Here is a 21,498-nt window from a genome sequence, read left to right as displayed (position 1 = left end):
GTGTAGAAATTGTACATGAAATTTTGATAATTTAATAGTTTTGCAATTGCCTGATATTGATAAATATTGTAAGGAGGATTTACCATGAGCAGCCCCGTATCAGAGAAAAAGACAGGTTACCGTTCTGTGCTCACTCAGAAAGAATACTGCAAACTGATTTTGTCCAACCTGATTAATCGTTTTGGGGATTCCATTGACAGTATAGCATTTACCTGGCTGGTTTATGCTATTACAAATAATGCCGCATGGTCCGCGATTATTTTTGGTGTTAATAAACTGCCCACCATATTTTTGCAGCCCATTGCGGGAGCAGTGGTGGAACACAGAAATAAAAAAAGCATTATGATTCAGACCAATATTGTGCGGGGAATTTGTGTGACCTGTATAGCGGCGGCTTATTGGGCCGGAATTCTTAAGCCCTGGATGCTGATTATAACCACATTGATTATTTCCAGTGTGGAGGCTTTTTGCCTGCCGGCTTCCAGTGCGGTGATTCCGCGTATTCTGAAAAAAGAATACTTTGAGTTTGGAATTTCTTTGAATGCCAGTGCTTCCAATATTGTAGAACTGATCGGTCTTGGTATGGCGGGATTTATCATAGCCAGATTTGGTATTGTTACTGCTATTTTAATTGATGCAGCCACTTTTTTTGGTTCTTCACTCCTGATTGCCGCTATAAAAACCGGAGAGGGAGTCGGTGAGAGGAAAAAAGTGGATGTTGCAGGCTGCTTTCGTCTGGTAAAGGAAGGGGCCGATTATGTGAAAACCAGACGGATTGTGCTGAATTTTATTGTACTGGCAGTGCTGGCCAATGCCATGTTTGTACCATTTAACAGTTTGCAGGCGCCTCTGGCAAAAGAAATACTGGGTTCCGGAGAAACCATGATTTCCGTGCTCAGCATTGCATTGTCAGCAGGAATGCTCTGTGCATCCGTAATGTTCCCCTATATAGCTGCGAAAATGTCCGGAAAATCTCTGGTTGCGCTGGGCGGTATGTCTTTTGGGGTGTATTATGCAGCCCTTACAGGTATCGGCAGATTTATTACGAATGAGCTGTATCGGTATGTGGCTGTGTTTGTATTCACTTTTATAGCAGGTTTTCTGGTAACTCAGTTATCCACCTACATAAATGTTGCTTTTCTGAAATCTGTAGAGCAGGAGTATCTTGCCCGGTCAGCGGCCATTATGAACGCAGCGGGAGCCAGTGCTGTTCCCCTTGTTTCATTTCTGATCAGTGCGGTGGTGTCTGTAATCTCAACAGAAATGGTGTTTCTCTGCGCAGGTATTTTTCTGATCATCGTTATTGGGTATCTGTCAGTTACCATGAATTTTGAAACGGAATCCTGATGGCAGGAAACAGATAAAGCACAGTAAACGACAGAGTCGGGTTTTGCTTTATATATGAATCCTTCCGGATCCTGATAAAAATTTCCATGGGGTTATTGACATAAAACAAATGTTAGTGTATACTAACAAAAGAAATCAAATGAGAGTCATTATCAAAATATCAGGAAAGAAGTGATGAGGATGCCCTTAACAATGGCAAAACCAGGAGAAGTCAATACCATCCGGAAAGTGGGAGGAAAGGAAGAAACCAGAAAATTTCTGGAAAATCTGGGATTTGTGACCGGCGGGCAGGTGACCGTTGTGTCGCAAATCAGCGGCAGCATGATTGTAAATGTGAAGGAATCAAGAGTTGCCCTGAACAGAGATATGGCGAATAAAATACTGATTTAACCTGCAGATAAGAGATACGGGAATTAAAATACGGGAAATGAAAGAAAGGAAATGGAGAACATGAAAACATTAAAACAGATTTCATGCGGCAACACAGTGAAGGTGGCAAAGCTGCATGGAGAAGGCCCTGTAAAGCGCCGGATTATGGATATGGGAATTACCAGGGGTGTGGAAATATTTGTCCGGAAGGTGGCGCCTCTGGGAGATCCACTGGAAGTGACAGTGCGCGGATATGAACTGTCACTGCGGAAAGCAGACGCGGAAATGATAGAAGTAGAGTGAGACGATTTTGCCGGAATAAATCTCAGGTAAAACCGGCAGAATTATTTTTTTTAACAAATAGTTAGTAATAGCTAATTTCAGTAAGCGTTGAAAAACACTTACCTGAAAATATAAAAATTGCCGAAAGGAAAACAGGAGGTCGGAAAATGTCTGTAAAAATAGCATTGGCAGGAAATCCAAACTGCGGAAAAACCACGTTATTTAATGTACTGACCGGTTCCAGCCAGTTTGTGGGAAACTGGCCCGGTGTAACGGTGGAGAAAAAGGAAGGGAAACTGAAAGGTCATAAAGACGTTGTCATTATGGATTTACCAGGTATTTATTCCCTGTCCCCTTATACGCTGGAGGAAGTGGTTGCCAGAAATTATCTGATTGGAGAGCGTCCCGATGCGATTTTGAATATTGTGGACGGAACCAATCTGGAAAGGAATCTCTATCTTTCCACTCAGTTGATGGAGCTGGGAATCCCTGTGGTTCTGGCTGTGAATATGATGGATGTAGTTCAGAAAAACGGAGATCAGATACATATCAGGAAGCTCAGTGAGAGCATGGGCTGCCCGGTGGTGGAAATCTCCGCACTGAAGGGCGATGGGGTGAAAACAGCGGCGGAACAGGCGCTCCATGCGGCGAAGAATCAGAAAGCAGCAAAAGCAGTACATGAATTTTCACCGGAGCTGGAAGGAATTTTAAACGCTGTGGAAGGTAAGCTGGGAAATGAAATACCGGAGGAACAGAAGCGTTTCTTTGCTGTTAAACTGCTGGAGCAGGATAGCAGGATTGGAGAAAGCATGAAACATGTGCCTGATGTGACAGCAGAAATAGCAGCTCTGGAACAGGAAATGGACGATGATGCGGAGAGTATCATTACCAATGAGCGGTATGTGTATATTTCTTCTATTATAAAGGGGTGTTATACCAGACAGCAGAAAGAAAAAATTACAGTTTCCGATAAGATTGACAAAGTTGTAACAAACAGGATTCTGGCGCTGCCCGTTTTTGCGGCGGTGATGGCCCTTGTGTATTATGTTTCCGTTACCACAGTGGGAAGCTGGGCCACCGACTGGGTAAATGACGGGGTATTCGGCGAAGGATGGAATCTGTTTGGCCTGGAGAGTCTGCATGTGGCGGCAATTCCGGAACTGCTTTCCGGCGGACTGGAAGCCATTGGCTGTGCTGCCTGGCTGCAGGGCCTGATTGTGGACGGAATTGTGGCAGGTGTGGGCGCTGTGCTGGGATTTGTGCCCCAGATGCTGGTGCTGTTTCTGTTCCTGGCATTTCTGGAGGCCTGCGGATACATGGCCAGAGTGGCTTTCATCATGGACCGTATTTTCCGTAAATTCGGTCTTTCCGGGAAATCCTTTATTCCCATGCTGATTGGAACGGGCTGCGGTGTGCCGGGAATTATGGCCTCCCGCACCATCGAAAACGACAGAGACCGGAAAATGACCATTATGACCACCACGTTTATTCCCTGCGGTGCAAAGCTGCCCATTATCGCGCTGATTGCAGGAGCATTTTTCGGGAATGCCTGGTGGGTTTCCTGGAGTGCGTTTTTCGTGGGAATTGCAGCGGTAATCTGTTCCGGGATTATTTTGAAGAAAACAAAAATGTTTGCAGGGGAACCGGCTCCTTTTGTGATGGAGCTTCCGGCCTATCATATGCCCACGGTTGGAAATGTATTAAGAAGCATGTGGGAGCGGGGCTGGTCCTTTATCAAAAAAGCAGGGACAATTATTCTTTTATCGACGATTTTTGTATGGTTTACCACTTATTTCGGCTGGGTGGACGGACAGTTCCGTATGCTGGATGATATGGAAATCGACCACAGTATCCTGGCTTCCATCGGAAATGTATTTGCATGGTTCTTTATTCCCCTTGGCTGGGGCGACTGGAAATCTGCAGTGGCTGCCCTTACCGGACTGGTGGCAAAAGAAAATGTGGTGGGAACCTTTGGAATTCTCTTTGGTTTTGCAGAAGTGGCGGAAGACGGAAGCGAAATATGGGGAACTCTGGCAGGTCATATGACAGGGGTTGCAGCTTATTCTTTCCTGGTGTTTAATCTGCTGTGTGCTCCCTGTTTTGCGGCCATGGGCGCTATCAAACGGGAAATGAACAACATAAAATGGTTCTGGTTTGCCATCGGCTATCAGTGTCTTTTGGCCTATATAGTGGCATTGTGCGTTTACCAGATTGGAACCTGGATTACTGTGGGAACCTTTGGCATCGGAACCGTTGTGGCCATGGTTCTGATTGCAGGATTTATATATCTGCTGTTCCGTCCTGGAAGAGAAACATCTTTCCGGAAAATAAAAGGTATGGCAGGAGAAAGAGTGTAAGAAAGGTTTTTCAGGGAATACTGACGGTAAACCATAACAGCCGGTTCGGGATGAGCGTACGGTGTGCGAAATCTGCAAGGCTGAAATTTTTACAGAGACAGGAGCAACAAAGATGTATATTTTCACTGGTTTACTGATACCTTTTCTGGGAACAGCACTGGGAGCGGGAAGTGTGTTTTTCCTGAAAAATAATGAACTGAATCCCCTGGTACAACGGGCGCTGCCGGGGTTTGCCTCCGGGGTGATGGTGGCGGCGTCCGTCTGGTCCCTTCTGATTCCTGCCATGGATGCTTCTTCTTCCATGGGAAAGCTGGCTTTTCTGCCTGCAGCAGTGGGATTTGCCCTGGGAATCGCTTTTCTGCTGGGCATGGACCGGATGGTGCCCCATCTTCATCTGAATCCGGAGCAGCCGGAAGGCCCCAGAAGCAGGCTGAAGAAAACCACCATGCTGGTACTGGCTGTTACCCTTCACAATATTCCGGAAGGCATGGCGGTAGGAGTAGTATTTGCAGGGCTCCTTTCCGGGGAGCAGACCATTTCCCGGACCGGGGCGCTGGCGTTGTCACTGGGCATTGCCATTCAGAATTTCCCGGAAGGAGCCATTATTTCCCTTCCTCTGAAAAAGGAAGGCGGAAGCCGCCGGAAAGCATTTCTCTACGGACTCCTTTCCGGTATTGTGGAGCCTGTGGGAGCAGCGGTTACCCTTCTGGTGACAGGCCTTGTGGTGCCCCTTCTGCCTTACCTGCTTTCCTTTGCGGCCGGCGCCATGATTTATGTGGTGGTGGAAGAACTTCTGCCGGAATCTTCTCAGGGCCCCCATTCCAACGTGGGTACCCTGGGATTTGCTTTTGGGTTTCTGCTCATGATGGTACTGGATGTGGCTCTGGGATAGAGGGGAAAATCCCGATGGGATTGCTGTAGTATGTTCTGCCGGGATTCCGGGCTTCTGTCCGGTATGTCTGTCAGGATTCCGGACTGTGATTCAGAAAATCAATCAGCGGTTCCGCATATGCTTTATCTGAAATATCATAGGAAGATGAGATGGCCCGTTCCATTTCCAGCTCCTGGGGCGTCTTGTCTTTCTTCTTTTTCATCATCTTTGCCATGGTCTTCATCATCAGTCTGTCTGTCAGGGACATTCTTTCATAGCACAGGCCGCCGGGCATATAAAAATGAGGAATATCTTCCAGTTCTTTTCCGGTGAGGTTCTGAGTCCAGAATTCATTTATGGTGTCTTTAGCAGTGGCAGGCATGGCTCCTGTGACAAACAGCAGGAATCTTTGGGCAGTGCTTTTGCGAAACATATCCCTTATTTTTTTATATCCGTCAATCCTGCCCGCATGGGCCCGGCTTCCGAAAATAATCACGTCACAGCCGGACATCAGTTCCGGGGTTGCCTCTTTATAATCCACCAGCCGGCCTCCTGTTTTCTGAGCAATCAGTCTGGCATATTTCTTCGCAAATCCGGTGCTGCTTTTGTATATAATCATAATATTATCTTTCATGAAAATTTTCCTCCTTCTGATTTAATGCCTGTGCTATAAATGCCTGGCAGGCCAGCTCCTGCTGCATGTGAATTTCTTCCAGGGGGATACCCGGCTTCGTCATGGAAAAAATGGTTCCGATTCCAATGGTGTAAATCAGCATATGCAAATGAAGTTGTTTTGCCCGAGAGATACTGATGTTCAATTCCCTGGCAATAAATTCGGAAACCTGCGGACTGGTTTCTTTCTGATATAAATCCTGCAGAGAGGAGATACCCTCTCTTCTGTGCAGAACAAATATTTTAAACAGATGGGGTTCTTCCTCGGCCAGCTGAATAAAGGCTTTTCCGGTACTGCGGAACAGGTCTTTTGAATCAATATGGGCTGCAATATACTTCTGTATAAAGTCGCTGGTCTTTGCGGCCACATCCTGCCGCAGACTGTCCATGTTTTTACAGTAGCTGTAAATTGGCTGCACGGAACAGCCGATGGTATCGGCAATGGTTTTGACCATGACATGTTCCATGCCTTCTTTTCTGGCTATTTCAAATCCGGCGTTAATAACCATTTCTTTTGTGATTCTCTGTTTTGGCATATTAATCTCCATATAATCATTTTATATAAATAGTTTATATAAAATGATTATATATATCTGAATGGAGATTGTCAATAAGAAAGAGGAAAGACAGACGACCCGGAGCGTATATTTTTTTCCGTATGGGAAATACTGACAGAAACAGGCATTTGCGAAACTCAGTAATTGTGCTGGTTTCATGTACAATTCAAAGAATTTAAATATAAATATTTTCTCATGCAAAAGGTGAGAAATGCATTTCAGCACCATGGAAGCGAGACTCAAAGAAGCATGGAAGATTCTGCTGAACATGATTCTTTGTATTCAGAGGCTCGCTGGAATGTCCGGTGCGTCTGGCATTTCGGCCTTTAGTATGAAGAAAATATTTAAGAAAAATTGTGCTAATTGTACATGAAATTTTGATAACTGGATAGTTTCGCACTTGCCTGACTGACAGAAAAAGGAGAATGAAATATGGATAAATATCTTTGTGAGCCATGCGGCTATGTTTACGACCCCGAAGTGGGAGATCCGGACAACGGAATTGCACCGGGTACTTCTTTTGAAGATTTGCCGGAGGACTGGGTGTGTCCCTGGTGCGGCCTGGGAAAAGATGTGTTTGTGAAAGAAGGAGCATAGCCGTGCCTGGCTATGTTCTTTTTTTCACCTGATTCCGGTTCTGGCATTAGAAAAAAGAAAGAAACTGGCTCTATAAAATCGACGTCATAAGGCGTATTATACGGATGAAAAATCAAAAGCCTGCATTGCGGACAGAAAGAAGGAAATATTATGTACAAGATTATGACGCCGGGGCCTACCCAGGTGAAAGAAAACATCCGTCTGGCCAGAGCCAGGGAGTGCACCAACCCGGATTTGGATGAAACTTTTGTGGAATTTTACAGAGAAACCTGCGAAAAAATCAGCCGCCTGCTTCATACGGAACATGAAACGCTGATTCTGGACGGGGAAGGAATTCTGGGACTGGAAGCCGCCTGCGCCTCCCTGACAGAGCCGGGAGACAGGGTTCTGGTGCTGGATAATGGAATTTACGGAAAAGGATTTGCAGATTTTGTATCCATATACGGAGGCCGGCCAGAGCTTTATACGGTGGATGATACAATGCCCATAGACCCGGAAGCTCTGAAAAAGTTTCTGGAGAAAAACCATGATTACAAGTACGCCACACTGGTACACTGCGATACGCCCAGCGGTATGCTGAACGACATTCATGCGCTCTGTCCCCTGCTGAAAAAATACGGGATTCTGACAGTGGTGGATTCGGTGTCGGCCATGTTCGGGGAACGGGTGGATGTGACAGAAGCACAGGCTGACATTCTCTGCGGCGGTTCTCAGAAAGCAGTTTCCGCGCCTCCCGGACTGACTTTTGTGACCGTAAGTCCGGAAGCCAAAAAAGCCATGGCAGAGCGAAAAACCCCCATTGCATCCTTTTATGCCAGCCTGAAAGTGTTCGAAGGCTATTATGAGAAAAAATGGTTTCCATATACCATGCCCATCAGCGATATCTACGGCCTGCGGGCGGCTGTTGACAATATTGAACAGGACAGTGATATGCTGGCCCGCCATGCCGCAATCGGAACGGCCTGCAGGCAGGCTCTTACGGAGGCGGGACTGCAGCTTCATCTGAAACAGGGATTTTCCAATACGGTGACGGTATTTGATGTGCCGGAAGGAACCACAGCCCAGGAGATTCTCACAACCATGCGTGAGGAGCACAACATTATGCTGGCCGGCTCTTTTGACAGTCTGGCCGGGCAGGTCATCCGAATCGGACATATGGGAACCAACGCAGCCTTTGCAGACATGGAGGAAACCATGGAAGCGCTGGAGCAGACCATGAAAAAACTGGGAATAAATCTGAAATGCTCCTTAAAAGAACAGTTCTGTGCGCGATTTCATCTCTTGACAGAAAAGTAATATTATGAGATAGTAAGCAGAAAGGAAAAACATGGTGGAATGTTAGTTTGGAAAGGAAAGCGGGAGAAGATATGTCAGTTACAGACAAAATCAACCAATTGAAAAAAGAGCGGAATGCTGTGATTCTTGCCCATTATTATGTGGACGATGAAGTGCAGGCAATTGCTGACTATGTGGGAGATTCTTTTTACCTCAGTAAAATTGCCACAATGGTAAAGGCAGAGACTATTTTATTCTGCGGAGTATCTTTTATGGGAGAAAGTGCGAAAATTCTCAATCCGGAAAAGACTGTCATTATGCCGGATATGGGAGCGGACTGTCCCATGGCCCATATGGCAGATATTGAGAAAATCAATGAGGCCCGGAAACAGTATGAAGATCTGGCAGTAGTCTGCTACATCAATTCTACCGCAGAACTGAAGACGTATTCCGATGTATGCGTTACCTCCTCCAATGCGGTGAAGATTGTGAAGGCGCTGCCGAATCAGCATATTTATTTTATTCCGGATGAGAATCTGGGACGTTATGTGGCTTCCCAGGTACCGGAGAAACATTTTATTTTCAACGACGGATACTGTCATGTACATACCAGCATTCTGGCCAAAAATGTGCAGATTGTGAAGGATATCCATCCCAAAGCGGAGATTCTGGTACATCCGGAATGTACCATGGATGTGATTGCCATGGCAGATTACGTGGGCAGTACCTCAGGTATTATCAAGCATGTGACAGAGAGTAAAGCGAAAGAATTTATTGTATGTACGGAAATGGGCGTTCTCTATGAGCTGCAGCTGAAAAAGCCCAAAAAACTTTTCTTCGACGCAGGACAGAAAAAATGTTCGGATATGAAGCGGGTTACGCTGGAGAATGTGGCGGAAGCGCTGGAGCAGATGACAAATGTGGTGGAAATGGATGAAGATCTGCGGCTGCGTGCCAAAAAGCCTCTGGAGCGTATGCTGGAACTGGGGTAGGGCTCTGGTACGGATACCGTTGTTATGCCAGAGGAAACATGTCTGGGGCTGTTTGGAAAGAGGGAGAACAGGAGATGGCTCGAAATAAGAATCCGGAAGAAACCGTACAGCTTATTCTGGACGTGTCCACCAGGCTGTTTATGGAAAAAGGTTATGAATATACTTCTGTGCAGGATATTATAGATCATCTGGGAGGACTCAGCAAAGGCGCCATTTATCATCATTTTAAATCAAAAGAAGATATTCTGATTGCAGTGATAGAAAGGATGACGTCAGAGTCCAATCGTCTTCTGGCAGAAATCAGGGATCGTTCTGACCTGAACGGCAGGGAAAAGATGAAAACTATTTTCAGAGCGTCCATCTGCCGGCCGGTACAGGATGAAATCTTTACGGTGGCTCCGAATTTCCGCAACAATCCGAAATTACTGCTCAGCCTTCTGGAAGATACGGTAAATGAGGTGGCGCCACACTATATTCAGCCCATTATCCGGCAGGGAATGGAAGACGGCTCCATACGGACCGATTATCCCGAAGAACTGGCGGAACTGATTATCCTTGTGGCAAATGTCTGGATGAATCCCATGATATTTGACAAAACGCCGGATGAATCTTATCGCAGGTTCATGATATTCCGGCAGATGATGGAAGGCTTCGGCCTGGATGTTGTGGATGATGAACTTCTGGACAGGCTGCTGGAATTAGCAGCTATTTATGATAAAAAGAAACAGGAACCGGGAGATGAAACACACTGAATGCAGGAGCAGGTGTTTCATCTCCCGGTTTTTATCTTACAGGAAATACTATGTTGCTGTGAAGTGTTAAAGAATATGGATTTCCTATAAGATAAAGCCCTCCGGGCGGGATGCGCAGCTCGCGGAGATGAAGTTATTGCCAGGCAATCCGCTCGCGCGCGGAGAATGCGCCTGCGCATTCTTTTTATCTTATCTGACAGGAATATCTACACGCTTTCTTTTTTCCGGTGTAAATACCTGGCCAGATACACAAAGGGGGTATCTGCAATACTTGTCACCAGGAAGATAATATAGCTGGACATGGCAATGGAAATCAGAGTGGCGGTGTTATGGGTTCCGAGAAATGCTCCCCAGGTAAATAACAGGGTATTCAGAAGCTGGGATACCATGGTGGAACCGTTGTTTCTAAGCCACAGGAATTTCCTGGAGTCGCCGAATTTCTGTTTGGTATAGGCCCACCATTTATGGTAAGCCCACACGTCGAAAAGCTGGACAATAACATACACCACAATACCCACAATCATCAGCCTCGGCGTGTTGGAAAAAACAGTGCGGATGGCCGGAGAGGCGAAATCATTTTCATTGGGCACATACAGCATCCAGGACTGGCTGATTAAAATAAAGATAACCGAGGTGGCAATGCCCAGGTAAACAGCCTGCTGTGCAGATTTTTTGCTGTAAAGCTCGCTTAAAATATCCGTTACCAGAAAAGTGGAGGCAAACAGGATGTTGCCCAGCGTCATTTCCATGCCGAAAGCATTTACCACAATCAGCACCTCCACGTTTGCGGCGATGGTGGCAATTACTGTCCACAGATACAGTCCCTGTTCCTGAAACAGCCGAAACAGAATCAGCACCGCGGAAAAAGTCAGAATCAGGGATACCAGTAAAAGAATTTCATTCTGCATGTTCTACCACACCTCCTACGCCGAAAGCAGTATTTTCCATCAAAATATCTACCCGGTCATTGCCCTTATATTTCGGATAAATCTCTCTGGTGAAAGTTTCAATTACACGAGGATCCGGCTTCACGGGCTTTTTGTTTTCCTGCATGATATTGACGCATACCCGTTCAAAACAGGTAAGTCCTGTCTGAATATCCCCATCCATGCTTTCCGCAGTCTGGCCCGGAATGCCCTGCAGAAGGCAGACTTCGTCAAAGTATGTTGCAATTTCTTCCGGAGAGGACGCGTCAATGCCCTTTGCCAGATAGCTTTCCCGGAACAGGGAGTCGAAGGTTTCCACGCCGGTTTTTATTTTCAGCTCCACGCCTGATGCTCCAAAACGCCGGCGGAAAGGGGCGATGGCTTCCCGGTGCCTCCAGTGGCATTCAAAATGTACCTGCCGGATATTACAGCGCCGGCAGACGGTTTCAATCAGGGCAACGGTGTCTTCATCCAAATCCACGAAACTGCCGGAATTGATGACTTCCAGCTTTCCGTGGATTCCCGTTACCTTCTCCAGCTGTTCCCGGTTCAGGGCAAAATTTGCGCCGGAATCCGGGGAGAAATCCAGATGATAGTCGCAGAAGCGGCATTTTCTCCAGGAACAGCCCTGGCCCCGCAGCATGACAATTTCGCGGGGATTTTTTTCGTTGATTACCGCATAGCGGTTGGGATTAAAATCATTCATAAATCGTTCCTTTCTTTAAGAAGAACAAAGCGGACCTGGACGTCACGCTGACGCGTGAAAGTGTTTTCCAGCAGAATAAAAAAGGCACGCCAGGCGTGCCGCAAAAACGACTCTTTTCCACACAGGCGCCTGTGCAGAATCCTTTCGTTTTCAAATCCCTGGTTTTGTTTAGAGACAGGATGGCTTCAAACTGTCTTATGCAGTTGTTTGCGGAGTTATTCTAGCACACTGTTTTTGGATTTGCAAGAGAAATTTTCAGGGGACAGTTGCATTTTTGGGAAAAGAAAATTATAATTAGGATATATTTGCGGAGACTGCTTACCGTTCATAAGCAGTAAATAACCGAAACAGAAGAGACGCCAGTATCATTGTCAGGAGATTTATGGAACAGAATGCAAGGCAGTCCGGCCATGTGCAGGAAACCGGACTGGAGAATTACTGCAAAATTTCAGAAGGAAAAAGGCTGCAGTTTGGATATACCACCGGAAGCTGTGCCGCCGGAGCGGCCAGAGCTGCAGCTTTTATGCTGCTTACGGGAGAGCGGGCGGATTATGTGGATTTGCTGACGCCCAAAGGCATCCGCCTGCACCTGGAAGTACTGGATATCCGGCAGGGAACGGAAGCGGTGTCCTGCGCCATTGAAAAAGATGCGGGGGATGACCCGGACGTGACTCATAGGGTGCGTGTGTATGCCAGAGTTTCCCGGAACAGGGAGTCGGAAATTGTCATTACCGGAGGGAAAGGCATTGGAATCGTTACAAAACCGGGGCTTGAGCAGCCGCCGGGCTCTTATGCCATCAATTCTGTGCCGAGACAGATGACAGAACAGGCGCTGAAACAGCTATGCCGGGAGTGCGGGTATGAAGGCGGCCTTAGGGTGGAATTTTCCGTGCCGGGAGGACAGGCTCTGGCAGAGCATACCTTTAATCCCAGACTGGGCATTGAAGGAGGAATTTCTATTCTGGGCACTACGGGAATTGTGGAGCCCATGAGCGAATCGGCGCTGATTTCCAGTATCCGGCTGGAAATTAATCAGCAGGTGGAGCTGGGGAGAAAGAGCCTGGTGGTAACGCCGGGAAATTACGGACAGGAATTCTTAAAACAGACGGAATTACTGTCTCTGGAAGAAGCGGTAAAATGCAGCAATTTTATCGGAGAAACCATCGACATGGCGGCGGAACTGGGAGTGGAACATCTTTTGTTTGTATCCCATATCGGGAAATTCATCAAGGTGGCCGGAGGAATCTTTCAGACCCATTCCCGGAATGCGGACGCCAGGCTGGAGATTCTGACTGCCAACGGGGTGCTGGCCGGGGTGCCGGGGCCTCTGCTGTTGCAGGTAATGCAGGCAGTCACCACAGAAGAAGGGGTGCGCCTTCTGGAAGAAGGAAACTGTCTGGAAGCTGTTATGAAATCTGTGATGGAGCGAATTCAGTACCATCTGAACCGGAGGAGCCAGGGCAGAACCATGGTGGGGGCCATTGTCTTTTCCAGCGAATATGGCAGGAGAAATCATTCCCATGGAGAGCTGGGCCGCACAGAGAATGCAGAGCTGATTCTGGAAAAAATATACGGAACATAAAATATGGAGGAACTTATGAGAGGAAAATTATACGGTGTGGGCGTGGGTCCGGGGGATCCGGAGCTTCTGACACTGAAAGCAGTCCGCATGATCCGGACATGCGGTGCCCTTGCGGTACCGGGACTCAGGAAAGAGGAGACAGTGGCCTATAAAATTGTCTGCCAGGCGGTGCCGGAGGCTGCAGAGAAGATGTGTCTGGAACTGGAAATGCCTATGACAAAAGACAAAGGGAAGCTGGAGCAGAGCCATGAGGCAGCTTTTGCAAAAATCCGAAAGGAGCTGGATGAGGGCAGAGATATTGCTTTTCTGACCCTTGGAGACCCCTGCATTTATTCTACTTACATTTACATGCACCAGCGGGCGGCAGCGGCGGGGTATGAGACGGAAATTATCAATGGGATTCCGTCTTTCTGCGCAGTTTCTGCAAAACTGAATCAGGGGCTGGTGGAAAATTCCCAGATGCTGCACATCATCCCTTCCACCTATGGAATTGAGGAAGGAATTCATCTTTCCGGTACGAAGGTGCTGATGAAACCAGGCAGAAAGCTGGGACAGATTCGGGAAGAACTTTCCGGACTTTCTTCCTGTCAGGTGTCCATGGTGGAGAACTGCGGCATGGAGGAAGAACACATTTACCGGAAGGCAGAGGATATTCCGGAGCAGGCGGGGTATTATTCTCTTTTGATTGTAAAGGAGCAGGACATATGATTTATTTTGTAGGAGCCGGAAGCGGAGCGCCGGATTTGATTACGGTCCGGGGACAGCGTTTTCTGCAGCAGGCAGATGTGATTATTTATGCGGGTTCTCTGGTAAACCCGGCGTTGCTGGAAGAAAAAAAGCCGGACTGTGAAGTTTTTAACAGTGCGGAAATGACACTGGAAGAAGTGATGAAGGTGATGAAAGAGGCGGAGCAGGCCGGGAAAATGACCGTGCGCCTTCACACGGGAGATCCCTGCGTGTACGGGGCCGTGCGGGAACAGATGGATTTGCTGGAGCAGGAGGGAATTCCCTATGAGAGCTGTCCGGGGGTAAGTTCTTTCTGCGGTGCGGCCGCTGCCCTGAATCTGGAATATACCCTGCCGGATGTGTCCCAGAGCGTGATTATTACCAGAATGGCGGGACGGACTCCCGTACCGGAAAAAGAAGAAATCGAAAGTTTTGCAGCTCATCAGGCTACTATGGTTATTTTCCTGAGCGCCGGAATGCTGGAGGAACTGTCAGAACGTCTGACAAAAGGAGGATACCGGGAAGATACCCCGGCAGCCCTTGTATACAAGGCTACCTGGCCGGAGGAGGAAGCCCGTGTCTGTACTGTGGGAACTCTGGCGGAGACCGGGAAGAAGCATGGGATTTCCAAAACAGCCCTGGTGATTGTGGGAGATGTGGTAACCCACAGCAGTTATCAGAGAAGCAGGCTGTATCACCCGGAGTTTGAGACGGAATTCCGGAAGGCAGACAGGAAGTAAATCCATGAAACAGTATATGGATTTGAGACAGGCCTCTGTGATTTATTTTACAGAAACCGGAAAAGCCCTTGCAGAAAACATAGGGGAAAAGCTGCAGACTGCCAGACCGGGACTCTCCCTTCGGATGGGCCGGACGCCGGGACAGTCTCTGCAGGAGTGGTGCCGGGTGGCTTTTGGGGATTCGCAGCTTCTGGTGTTTGTGGGGGCTGCAGGCATTGCAGTACGGGCTATTGCGCCCTTTGTCCGGGATAAATTTGCGGACCCGGCGGTACTGGTGCTGGATGAACAGGGAAATTATGTGATTCCCATTCTGTCCGGCCATGTGGGCGGCGGCAACCAGTGGGCCGCCTTTCTGGCAGAAGAACTTCCGGCAGTCCCGGTGATTACCACCGCCACGGATTTGTACGGAAAGTTTGCTGTGGATGTATTTGCGGCCAGACAGGGGCTTGTACTTGCTGACCGCAGGCTGGCAAAGGAGATTTCCGGTGCGGTGCTGCGGGGAGAAAAAGTTGGATATTATTGTGAACCCCATGGCATTGCACCATCCGGAATGCCCTCTGCCGGGATTCCGGCAAATCTTCCGGAGGAACTTACGTGGATGTCCTGGGATATTCGGGAGAGCTGCGGATACCGGATTTACACCGGGATTCATGATTTCAGGAAACAGGAACATACCCTGTGCCTGTTTCCCAGGGCGGTAGTTCTGGGCATTGGCTGCAGAAAAGGAAAAGCAGCAGAAGAAATCGAAGGATTTGTGAAACGGGTGCTGAAAGAGGAGAACATTGCTCCGGAGAGCGTCTGCTGCCTGGCGTCGGCAGACCGGAAGAAAGAAGAAGAGGGAATTCTGGCATTTGCTGAAAAATACCGGATTCCTTTTTATACTTTTTCTGCGGAGGAGCTGTCTCAGGTGCCAGGAACTTTCACGTCCTCGGAATTTGTGGAACAGACCATGGGAATTGACAATATATGCGAACGGGCGGCGGTAAAAGCCGCCATGGAAAGAAGCAGAAGAGAATATGTGCCGGCCCTGCTCCGGAAAAAAACTGCGGAACATGGCATGACGCTGGCACTGGCAGAACAGGAATGGAGTGTTGGATTTGAGTAAATTATATGTGGTGGGCATTGGCCCCGGAAGTTATGAAGAAATGACGGTGCGGGCAGCGGAGACATTGAAGCGCTGTCAGGTGATTGTAGGTTATACGGTATATGTGGAACTGGTAGAAGCACATTTTCCGGATAAGGAATTTCTGACCACCCCCATGCGTCAGGAAGTGGAGCGGTGCCATCTTGCCTTTGAAAAAGCCCAGGAGGGCAAGGATACTGCAATGATTTGCAGCGGTGACGCAGGCGTTTATGGAATGGGCGGCGTGATTCTGGAGCTGAGCAGCCAGTATCCCCAGGTGGAAGTGGAGATTGTTCCGGGAGTGACGGCGGCAATGAGCGGGGCGGCTGTACTGGGCGCGCCTCTGATGCACGATTTTGCAGTGATCAGTCTCAGTGATCTGATGACGCCCTGGGAACAGATTGAAGCAAGGCTGGAGGCGGCGGCTCAGGCGGATTTTTCCATTTGCCTGTATAATCCTTCCAGCAAAAAGCGGGCGGATTATCTGAAGCGTGCCTGCCAGATTCTTTTGAAGCACAAAAGAGGCGATACGGTGTGCGGAACCGTTTCCAATATTGGACGGGAAGGAGAATGCAGCAGTATCTGCACCTTAAAAGAACTGCAGGATGTGGAGACGGATATGTTTACCACGGTATTTGTGGGCAATTCGCAGACGAAACTGGTCAATGGAACCATGGTGACGCCCAGAGGTTATCAGCTTGGCAGGAAATGAGGGACAGAAGGTTTTGGAGAACAGGAAAAACATGCGGGAAATACTGATTTTTTCGGGAACCGGTGAGGGAAGGAATCTGGCGGAACTGCTGGCGGGCCAGAACCGGAAAGTAACCGTCTGCGTGGCTACGGAATACGGAGAGGAACAGATGGATGACAGCCTTTCCGATTTCCTCACCGTGCATACGGGACGTATGGACGAAGAGGAGATGGAACTGTTTCTGACAGAAAAAGACTGGCAGGCGGTGGTGGACGCCACCCATCCCTTTGCAACGGAAGTTTCGGAAAATATTGCGGCGGCCTGCAGCCGTCAGGGAAGAAAGCCTCTGCGGCTGCTGCGGCAGGACAGTCACAGGGAACCGGACAGGGAATACTGCCGGAGAAATAAAATCCTTTTTGTGGATACCCACCGGGAAGCCATCGCTTATCTGAACCAGACTATCGGAAATATTTTTCTCACCACCGGAGGCAATTCTCTGGGGGAATACGTGCAGGGAATTGCAGATATCAGCCGGATTTATGTGCGGCTTCTGCCCGGCAGCCAGCAGGTGGAGCAGTGCAGAAATCTTGGCCTCAAAGGGAAGCAGATTATCTGTATGCAGGGGCCCTTCAGTGAAAAATTAAATATTGCCATGATGGAAGAACTGAATATTTCCGTTCAGGTGACAAAGGAAACAGGGGAGACCGGCGGATATCCTCAGAAACTGGCGGCGGCCCGGCAGGTGGGAGCGGAGACTGTGGTGATACGCCGCCCAAAAGAACAGGGGTATTCCATGGGAGAAGTTTTGCAGAAACTTGGCCTGGAGTATGTGGAAGAATCTGCAGAGGAGCCAGTTCCGGGACATGCCGGAGAACCTGTGCAAAAATCAGTTCCGGAGTATACCAGAGAACCTGTGCAAAAGCCAGTTCCGGGACATGCAGGAAAAAATTTACAGCAGCCGTATATGGAGCAGAGCCCGGATTCATCCGATATAATCAGCAGAAGGGTTACTATTGCCGGTATGGGCATGGGAAGTATCTCCAATATGACCGGCGAGGTGTACAGCGCCTGTGAACATGCGGATGTGATTATCGGCGCGGCCCGGATGCTGGAAACAGTGAAAGGGTTTGGCAAACCCATGGAAAACAGGTATAAGAGTTCGGAAATTGCAGATTTTATTCTGGAGCATCCGGAGTACGGGCAGGTTGTGGTACTGCTGTCCGGGGATGTGGGATTCTACAGCGGCGCGAAGGGTCTGTTTCAGGCTTTCGGAGAAGCGGGAATTACCGAAGAACACCGGTACGAAGTGAAATCCCTTTGCGGAATTTCTTCCGCCCCCTATATGGCCTCGCGCCTTGGGATTCCCTGGGAAGATATGGTTTTCATGAGCCTTCACGGGAGACAGCAGAATGTGATTGGAACCCTGAATATCCATGAAAAAGTATTTGTTCTTATGGACGGGGCAGGGAGCGTGCGAAAGCTGAGTCAGGAACTTTTGCAGTATGGACTGGGCATGGCGGAAATGCATGTGGGCTGGCAGCTGAGTTATCCGGAGGAAGAAATCATTTCCGGGAAGCCGGAGCAGTTTCTGGACTTTGACCGGGAAGGGCTGCTGGCTGTGCTGCTTGTCCATGAAAAGGCGAAAGAAACTCCTGTTTCCCATGGGATTCCGGATGAAACCTTTGTGCGGGGCAAAGTCCCCATGACAAAAGAGGAAGTGCGCAGTGTTTCCATGGCAAAACTGGCATTGCAGCGGGATTCCCTTGTCTGTGATATCGGGGCCGGAACCGGAAGCATTGCGGTGGAATGTGCAGGAATCGCCCTGCAGGGCAGGGTCTGGGCCATAGAGAAAAATCCGGAAGCCCTGGATTTGATTGAAAGGAACAAACAGTGTCACCGGGCATGGAATGTGGAAACCATCGCAGGAGAGGCGCCGGAAGCCCTGGAGGGGCTGCCTGCTCCCACCCATGCATTTATCGGAGGAAGCAGCGGAAAGCTGCGGGATATTCTGGAAGCGCTGTGGAGGAAATCTCCCAAAGTGCGGATTGTCCTGAATATAATTTCACTGGAAACCTTAAAAGAAGTGCTGGAAGTGATGGAGGAGCACGGATTTGCTCATCAGGAAATCGTACAGGTGACGGTGGCCAGGGCCAGAGAGCTGGGCCGCCACCATCTGATGATGGGGCAGAACCCTGTGTATGTGATCACTCTGCAGAAATGAGGTTGTTATGGTAGACAGAATCAACAATCAGAGATTTTACGACTATTCCAAAGTAAGCCAGCAGAAGCGTGAAACCACAGAAGCGGCGGAATTTAACCTGAATATGGGGAAAGACGGAGTTACTTATGAGAAAAGCCAGCGGAAAAAGCCTGAGAAATCTCAGGAACTTTCGCCGGAGCCGGAGGAACAGAAGAGAACCGCCGGCAGTCATGGAGTAAAGGTGGAAATATCCCATCAGGGCTATGAGAAATCCATCCGGGAGAAACGAAAAATATCCCTGATGGAGGGAGTGAAAAAATATACCGCTCTGGCAGTGGATTTTCTGAAATCTGTCTGGGACAGAATCTGGAATGACCATTCCAAAACAGCGGAAGGGGAATTTCCTGAAGTTCTGGAGAATCAAATATCAGAACAGGAAGCATTTTCCGGAGAAACCGGATTATCCCTGCCGGATTCTGTGTTGCCTGCGGGCGAAATGCCGGGGGATACTTCCGGAATAAAGTTTTCAAATCAGATTGCGGAGTCTATCTATACCCAGGAGGAAATCCGGCAGTTATTCCGCCGGGGAAATCAGCAGGAGATAGAGGATTTTCTGTCTCATCACGGAGAAAAGCAGCTTGCCCGGAACACGGAGCTTCTGACCCGGTATGACCGGAAAGGCATGATTACGGGGCCCGGCAGTCAGGAACGGGATCTGATTCTTCACGGGAGTCGTAACCAGATAAAACTGTAATATTTTTTTGGATTCCACGATATACTGAATTGTATGTAGAAATCAGGAGCGTGCCTTATGTGTGGAATTGCAGGATTTTATCATAGAGAAAAGGATTACGGAGAAAACGAATCTTATTACCGTACTTTACTGACGGGAATGCATCAGGAGCTGTGGCGCAGAGGGCCGGACGATGCGGGAATATATCTGGCGAAGCACTGCGGGTTTTCCCACAGCCGCCTTTCCATTATTGATATCTCCGGCGGCCATCAGCCCATGGTGCGTACCGCCGGAGGGAAGACCTGCAGCATTGTGTATAACGGGGAGCTTTACAATGGAAAAGAACTGCGGAAAATGCTGCAGAACCGGGGGTGGACTTTTGGAACATCCTGCGATACGGAAGTGATTTTGCTGGGCTTCATGGAATTCGGGCCGGAGTTTGTAAAACAGCTCAACGGTATTTTTGCCTTTGGAATCTATGATTCCAGTCTGGAAGCACTGTATCTGTTCCGGGATTCCGCAGGGGTAAAACCCCTGTTTTATACCATCTGCGACGGAGAACTGATTTTTGCCTCAGAGCTGAAAGGCCTTCTGGCTCACCCTGCGGTAAAACCGGAGATTGACCGGAAAGGACTGAATGAGATTTTCGGAATCGGACCTGCCAGAAGTCCGGGCTGCGGCGTTCTGAAACATATCTTTGAAGTATGTCCGGGAGAAATGCTGGCCTGTACCAGAGCAGGGGAACTGCAAAAGAGCCTGTACTGGAGGCTGGAAAGCCATCCTCATGAGGACAGTTATGAGAAAACCCTGGAAACAGTATCTTTTCTGGTGCAGGATTCCATCAGACGCCAGATGGTGTCAGATGTGCCCATCTGCACTTTCTTGTCCGGCGGCGTGGACAGCAGCCTGGTATCTGCAGTGTGCGCTGCAGAACTGAAAAAGCATGGAAAGAGGCTGGCTACCTTTTCTTTTGATTTCGTGGATAATCAGAAAAATTTTAAGGCAAATGCATTCCAGCCGTCTCAGGACAGACCTTATGTGGAGAAAATGGCGGCATATATCGGCTCAGACCATACGTTTCTGGAATGCGATAATAAACATCAGATTGCAATGCTGTACGATTCGGTAAAAGCCCATGACCTTCCGGCCATGGCGGACGTGGATTCTTCCATGCTGTATTTCTGTTCCCAGGTAAGCAAAAAGTATAAGGTGACTCTGACGGGAGAATGTGCGGATGAGATTTTCGGCGGGTATCCCTGGTTTCATAAGCAGGAATGCCTGGAGGCGGAGATGTTCCCCTGGACCATGGATTTGTCCCCCAGAAAAGAACTTTTGTCAGAGGATTTTCTGGATTATCTTAAGATGGATGAGTATGTTCTGGACTGCTATCACCAGTCCGTTGAGGAAACGCCCCGATGGGAGGGAGACAGTCAGGAGGAGAGAAGGCGCCGGGAAATTTCCTGGCTGAATCTGAGATGGTTTATGCAGACCCTCCTGAACCGGATGGACCGGACCAGCATGTACAGCGGCCTGGAGGCCCGCGTTCCCTTTGCAGATACCAGGATTATTCAGTATGTGTGGAATGTACCCTGGGAGTGGAAAGCCAGGGACGGTGTGGTAAAACACCTGCTCCGGGAGTCCGGCAGGGGCCTGCTGCCGGAAGAAGTATTATTCCGCAGGAAATCCCCTTATCCCAAAACCTACGATCCCCGCTATGAGAATCTTCTGAAAGACATGGTGCGGGAAATCATTCTCGACGGAGACTCTCCGGTTCTGCAGTTTGTGGATGTGAGAAAGGTGGAACAGTTCTTAAACCGTTCCTCCGATTATGGGAAGCCCTGGTACGGTCAGCTGATGGCGGGGCCTCAGATGCTGGCTTATCTGCTGCAGGTGGATGAGTGGATGAAGCGGTATCAGATTCAGGTGGTGGATTTGTGAGAAGGGGAAGGGAACCGTAATACCGGGAAAATCAGTTATGTGAAAAGGTGGGGCTGTCGGGA

At 48.7% G+C, this 21,498-nt stretch carries 21 protein-coding genes; 17 read left to right on the top strand and 4 right to left on the bottom strand.

Annotation, left to right across the window (positions count from 1 at the left end):
• Nucleotides 1-84 precede the first annotated feature (84 nt).
• The 5 genes from VSQ32_11265 (at nucleotide 85) to VSQ32_11245 (ending at nucleotide 5,247) form a co-directional block, all read left to right on the top strand.
• Nucleotides 85-1,347 carry an MFS transporter gene (locus VSQ32_11265; protein MEH2943428.1) on the top strand — a complete coding sequence of 421 codons (1,263 nt, stop codon included), beginning with the start codon at nucleotides 85-87 and terminating at the stop codon, nucleotides 1,345-1,347.
• A gap of 180 nt (nucleotides 1,348-1,527) precedes the next feature.
• On the top strand, nucleotides 1,528-1,737 hold the full coding sequence (locus VSQ32_11260; protein ID MEH2943427.1) for a FeoA family protein: 210 nt from the start codon (nucleotides 1,528-1,530) through the stop codon (nucleotides 1,735-1,737).
• A gap of 60 nt (nucleotides 1,738-1,797) precedes the next feature.
• On the top strand, nucleotides 1,798-2,019 hold the full coding sequence (locus VSQ32_11255; protein ID MEH2943426.1) for a FeoA family protein: 222 nt from the start codon (nucleotides 1,798-1,800) through the stop codon (nucleotides 2,017-2,019).
• Nucleotides 2,020-2,165: 146 nt separating this feature from the next.
• Entirely contained in the window at nucleotides 2,166-4,355 is a 2,190-nt protein-coding gene (feoB, locus tag VSQ32_11250; GenBank protein MEH2943425.1) for a ferrous iron transport protein B, read from the top strand.
• A gap of 112 nt (nucleotides 4,356-4,467) precedes the next feature.
• Complete coding sequence (locus tag VSQ32_11245; GenBank protein MEH2943424.1) at nucleotides 4,468-5,247, top strand: ZIP family metal transporter; 780 nt, start codon at nucleotides 4,468-4,470, stop codon at nucleotides 5,245-5,247.
• A 70-nt stretch (nucleotides 5,248-5,317) separates the two neighbouring features.
• Here VSQ32_11245 and VSQ32_11240 read toward each other — a convergent pair whose 3' ends face one another.
• A complete protein-coding gene (locus VSQ32_11240) occupies nucleotides 5,318-5,860 on the bottom strand; it encodes a flavodoxin domain-containing protein (protein MEH2943423.1) in 543 nt (180 codons plus the stop codon).
• Nucleotides 5,850-6,434 (bottom strand): TetR/AcrR family transcriptional regulator, encoded by a 585-nt coding sequence (locus VSQ32_11235; GenBank protein ID MEH2943422.1) that lies wholly within the window; start codon nucleotides 6,432-6,434, stop codon nucleotides 5,850-5,852. Before VSQ32_11235 ends, VSQ32_11240 begins: the two co-directional genes overlap by 11 nt.
• Before the next feature lie 453 nt (nucleotides 6,435-6,887).
• Between VSQ32_11235 and VSQ32_11230 the strand changes: the two genes are divergently transcribed.
• The 4 genes from VSQ32_11230 (at nucleotide 6,888) to VSQ32_11215 (ending at nucleotide 10,071) form a co-directional block, all read left to right on the top strand.
• Complete coding sequence (locus tag VSQ32_11230) at nucleotides 6,888-7,052, top strand: rubredoxin (GenBank protein MEH2943421.1); 165 nt, start codon at nucleotides 6,888-6,890, stop codon at nucleotides 7,050-7,052.
• Nucleotides 7,053-7,202: 150 nt separating this feature from the next.
• A complete protein-coding gene (locus VSQ32_11225; protein MEH2943420.1) occupies nucleotides 7,203-8,348 on the top strand; it encodes an alanine--glyoxylate aminotransferase family protein in 1,146 nt (381 codons plus the stop codon).
• Nucleotides 8,349-8,419: 71 nt separating this feature from the next.
• Nucleotides 8,420-9,319, top strand: a complete 900-nt coding sequence (nadA, locus tag VSQ32_11220; protein ID MEH2943419.1) for a quinolinate synthase NadA — start codon at nucleotides 8,420-8,422, stop codon at nucleotides 9,317-9,319.
• 74 nt (nucleotides 9,320-9,393) lie between these two features.
• Nucleotides 9,394-10,071, top strand: a complete 678-nt coding sequence (locus VSQ32_11215) for a TetR/AcrR family transcriptional regulator (protein MEH2943418.1) — start codon at nucleotides 9,394-9,396, stop codon at nucleotides 10,069-10,071.
• Between the two features lie 206 nt (nucleotides 10,072-10,277).
• Here the strand turns inward: VSQ32_11215 and VSQ32_11210 are convergent, their stop codons facing one another.
• Together VSQ32_11210 and VSQ32_11205 are read right to left on the bottom strand one after the other, a co-directional pair.
• Nucleotides 10,278-10,979: a queuosine precursor transporter gene (locus VSQ32_11210; protein MEH2943417.1), complete on the bottom strand. Its 702-nt coding sequence runs from the start codon at nucleotides 10,977-10,979 to the stop codon at nucleotides 10,278-10,280.
• The gene (locus VSQ32_11205; GenBank protein ID MEH2943416.1) at nucleotides 10,969-11,703 is read right to left on the bottom strand and encodes a radical SAM protein; all 735 of its coding nucleotides are present in this window, start codon (nucleotides 11,701-11,703) and stop codon (nucleotides 10,969-10,971) included. Before VSQ32_11205 ends, VSQ32_11210 begins: the two co-directional genes overlap by 11 nt.
• 382 nt (nucleotides 11,704-12,085) lie before the next feature.
• On the opposite strand from VSQ32_11205, the gene cbiD reads away from it, so the two are divergent.
• The 8 genes from cbiD to asnB are packed head-to-tail and all read left to right on the top strand — an operon-like array spanning nucleotide 12,086 to nucleotide 21,436.
• Nucleotides 12,086-13,285 (top strand): cobalt-precorrin-5B (C(1))-methyltransferase CbiD, encoded by a 1,200-nt coding sequence (gene cbiD / locus VSQ32_11200; GenBank protein ID MEH2943415.1) that lies wholly within the window; start codon nucleotides 12,086-12,088, stop codon nucleotides 13,283-13,285.
• Nucleotides 13,286-13,300: 15 nt separating this feature from the next.
• Nucleotides 13,301-13,993: a precorrin-2 C(20)-methyltransferase gene (gene cobI, locus VSQ32_11195; protein ID MEH2943414.1), complete on the top strand. Its 693-nt coding sequence runs from the start codon at nucleotides 13,301-13,303 to the stop codon at nucleotides 13,991-13,993.
• Nucleotides 13,990-14,751: a precorrin-4 C(11)-methyltransferase gene (gene cobM / locus VSQ32_11190; protein ID MEH2943413.1), complete on the top strand. Its 762-nt coding sequence runs from the start codon at nucleotides 13,990-13,992 to the stop codon at nucleotides 14,749-14,751. Before cobI ends, cobM begins: the two co-directional genes overlap by 4 nt.
• Before the next feature lie 4 nt (nucleotides 14,752-14,755).
• Complete coding sequence (locus tag VSQ32_11185; protein MEH2943412.1) at nucleotides 14,756-15,856, top strand: cobalt-precorrin 5A hydrolase; 1,101 nt, start codon at nucleotides 14,756-14,758, stop codon at nucleotides 15,854-15,856.
• A complete protein-coding gene (gene cobJ / locus VSQ32_11180; GenBank protein ID MEH2943411.1) occupies nucleotides 15,849-16,586 on the top strand; it encodes a precorrin-3B C(17)-methyltransferase in 738 nt (245 codons plus the stop codon). The genes VSQ32_11185 and cobJ overlap by 8 nt, the downstream gene beginning before the upstream one ends.
• Nucleotides 16,573-18,786: a precorrin-6A reductase gene (cobK, locus tag VSQ32_11175; GenBank protein ID MEH2943410.1), complete on the top strand. Its 2,214-nt coding sequence runs from the start codon at nucleotides 16,573-16,575 to the stop codon at nucleotides 18,784-18,786. Before cobJ ends, cobK begins: the two co-directional genes overlap by 14 nt.
• Nucleotides 18,787-18,793: 7 nt before the next feature.
• A complete protein-coding gene (locus VSQ32_11170; GenBank protein MEH2943409.1) occupies nucleotides 18,794-19,519 on the top strand; it encodes a hypothetical protein in 726 nt (241 codons plus the stop codon).
• 57 nt (nucleotides 19,520-19,576) lie between these two features.
• Entirely contained in the window at nucleotides 19,577-21,436 is a 1,860-nt protein-coding gene (asnB, locus tag VSQ32_11165) for an asparagine synthase (glutamine-hydrolyzing) (GenBank protein MEH2943408.1), read from the top strand.
• The last annotated feature ends 62 nt before the right edge of the window (nucleotides 21,437-21,498 follow it).

The organism is Lachnospiraceae bacterium JLR.KK002, assembly GCA_036941025.1.
Lineage (GTDB): Bacteria > Bacillota > Clostridia > Lachnospirales > Lachnospiraceae > Petralouisia.
This window is presented reverse-complemented; position numbering and strand designations above follow the sequence as displayed.

Coding starts and splice junctions, on each gene's coding strand:
- VSQ32_11265 (MEH2943428.1), top strand. CDS start 85: ATGAGCAGCCCCGTATCAGAGAAAAAGACAGGTTACCGTTCTGTGCTC.
- VSQ32_11260 (MEH2943427.1), top strand. CDS start 1,528: ATGCCCTTAACAATGGCAAAACCAGGAGAAGTCAATACCATCCGGAAA.
- VSQ32_11255 (MEH2943426.1), top strand. CDS start 1,798: ATGAAAACATTAAAACAGATTTCATGCGGCAACACAGTGAAGGTGGCA.
- feoB (MEH2943425.1), top strand. CDS start 2,166: ATGTCTGTAAAAATAGCATTGGCAGGAAATCCAAACTGCGGAAAAACC.
- VSQ32_11245 (MEH2943424.1), top strand. CDS start 4,468: ATGTATATTTTCACTGGTTTACTGATACCTTTTCTGGGAACAGCACTG.
- VSQ32_11240 (MEH2943423.1), bottom strand. CDS start 5,860: ATGAAAGATAATATTATGATTATATACAAAAGCAGCACCGGATTTGCG.
- VSQ32_11235 (MEH2943422.1), bottom strand. CDS start 6,434: ATGCCAAAACAGAGAATCACAAAAGAAATGGTTATTAACGCCGGATTT.
- VSQ32_11230 (MEH2943421.1), top strand. CDS start 6,888: ATGGATAAATATCTTTGTGAGCCATGCGGCTATGTTTACGACCCCGAA.
- VSQ32_11225 (MEH2943420.1), top strand. CDS start 7,203: ATGTACAAGATTATGACGCCGGGGCCTACCCAGGTGAAAGAAAACATC.
- nadA (MEH2943419.1), top strand. CDS start 8,420: ATGTCAGTTACAGACAAAATCAACCAATTGAAAAAAGAGCGGAATGCT.
- VSQ32_11215 (MEH2943418.1), top strand. CDS start 9,394: ATGGCTCGAAATAAGAATCCGGAAGAAACCGTACAGCTTATTCTGGAC.
- VSQ32_11210 (MEH2943417.1), bottom strand. CDS start 10,979: ATGCAGAATGAAATTCTTTTACTGGTATCCCTGATTCTGACTTTTTCC.
- VSQ32_11205 (MEH2943416.1), bottom strand. CDS start 11,703: ATGAATGATTTTAATCCCAACCGCTATGCGGTAATCAACGAAAAAAAT.
- cbiD (MEH2943415.1), top strand. CDS start 12,086: ATGGAACAGAATGCAAGGCAGTCCGGCCATGTGCAGGAAACCGGACTG.
- cobI (MEH2943414.1), top strand. CDS start 13,301: ATGAGAGGAAAATTATACGGTGTGGGCGTGGGTCCGGGGGATCCGGAG.
- cobM (MEH2943413.1), top strand. CDS start 13,990: ATGATTTATTTTGTAGGAGCCGGAAGCGGAGCGCCGGATTTGATTACG.
- VSQ32_11185 (MEH2943412.1), top strand. CDS start 14,756: ATGAAACAGTATATGGATTTGAGACAGGCCTCTGTGATTTATTTTACA.
- VSQ32_11170 (MEH2943409.1), top strand. CDS start 18,794: ATGGTAGACAGAATCAACAATCAGAGATTTTACGACTATTCCAAAGTA.
- asnB (MEH2943408.1), top strand. CDS start 19,577: ATGTGTGGAATTGCAGGATTTTATCATAGAGAAAAGGATTACGGAGAA.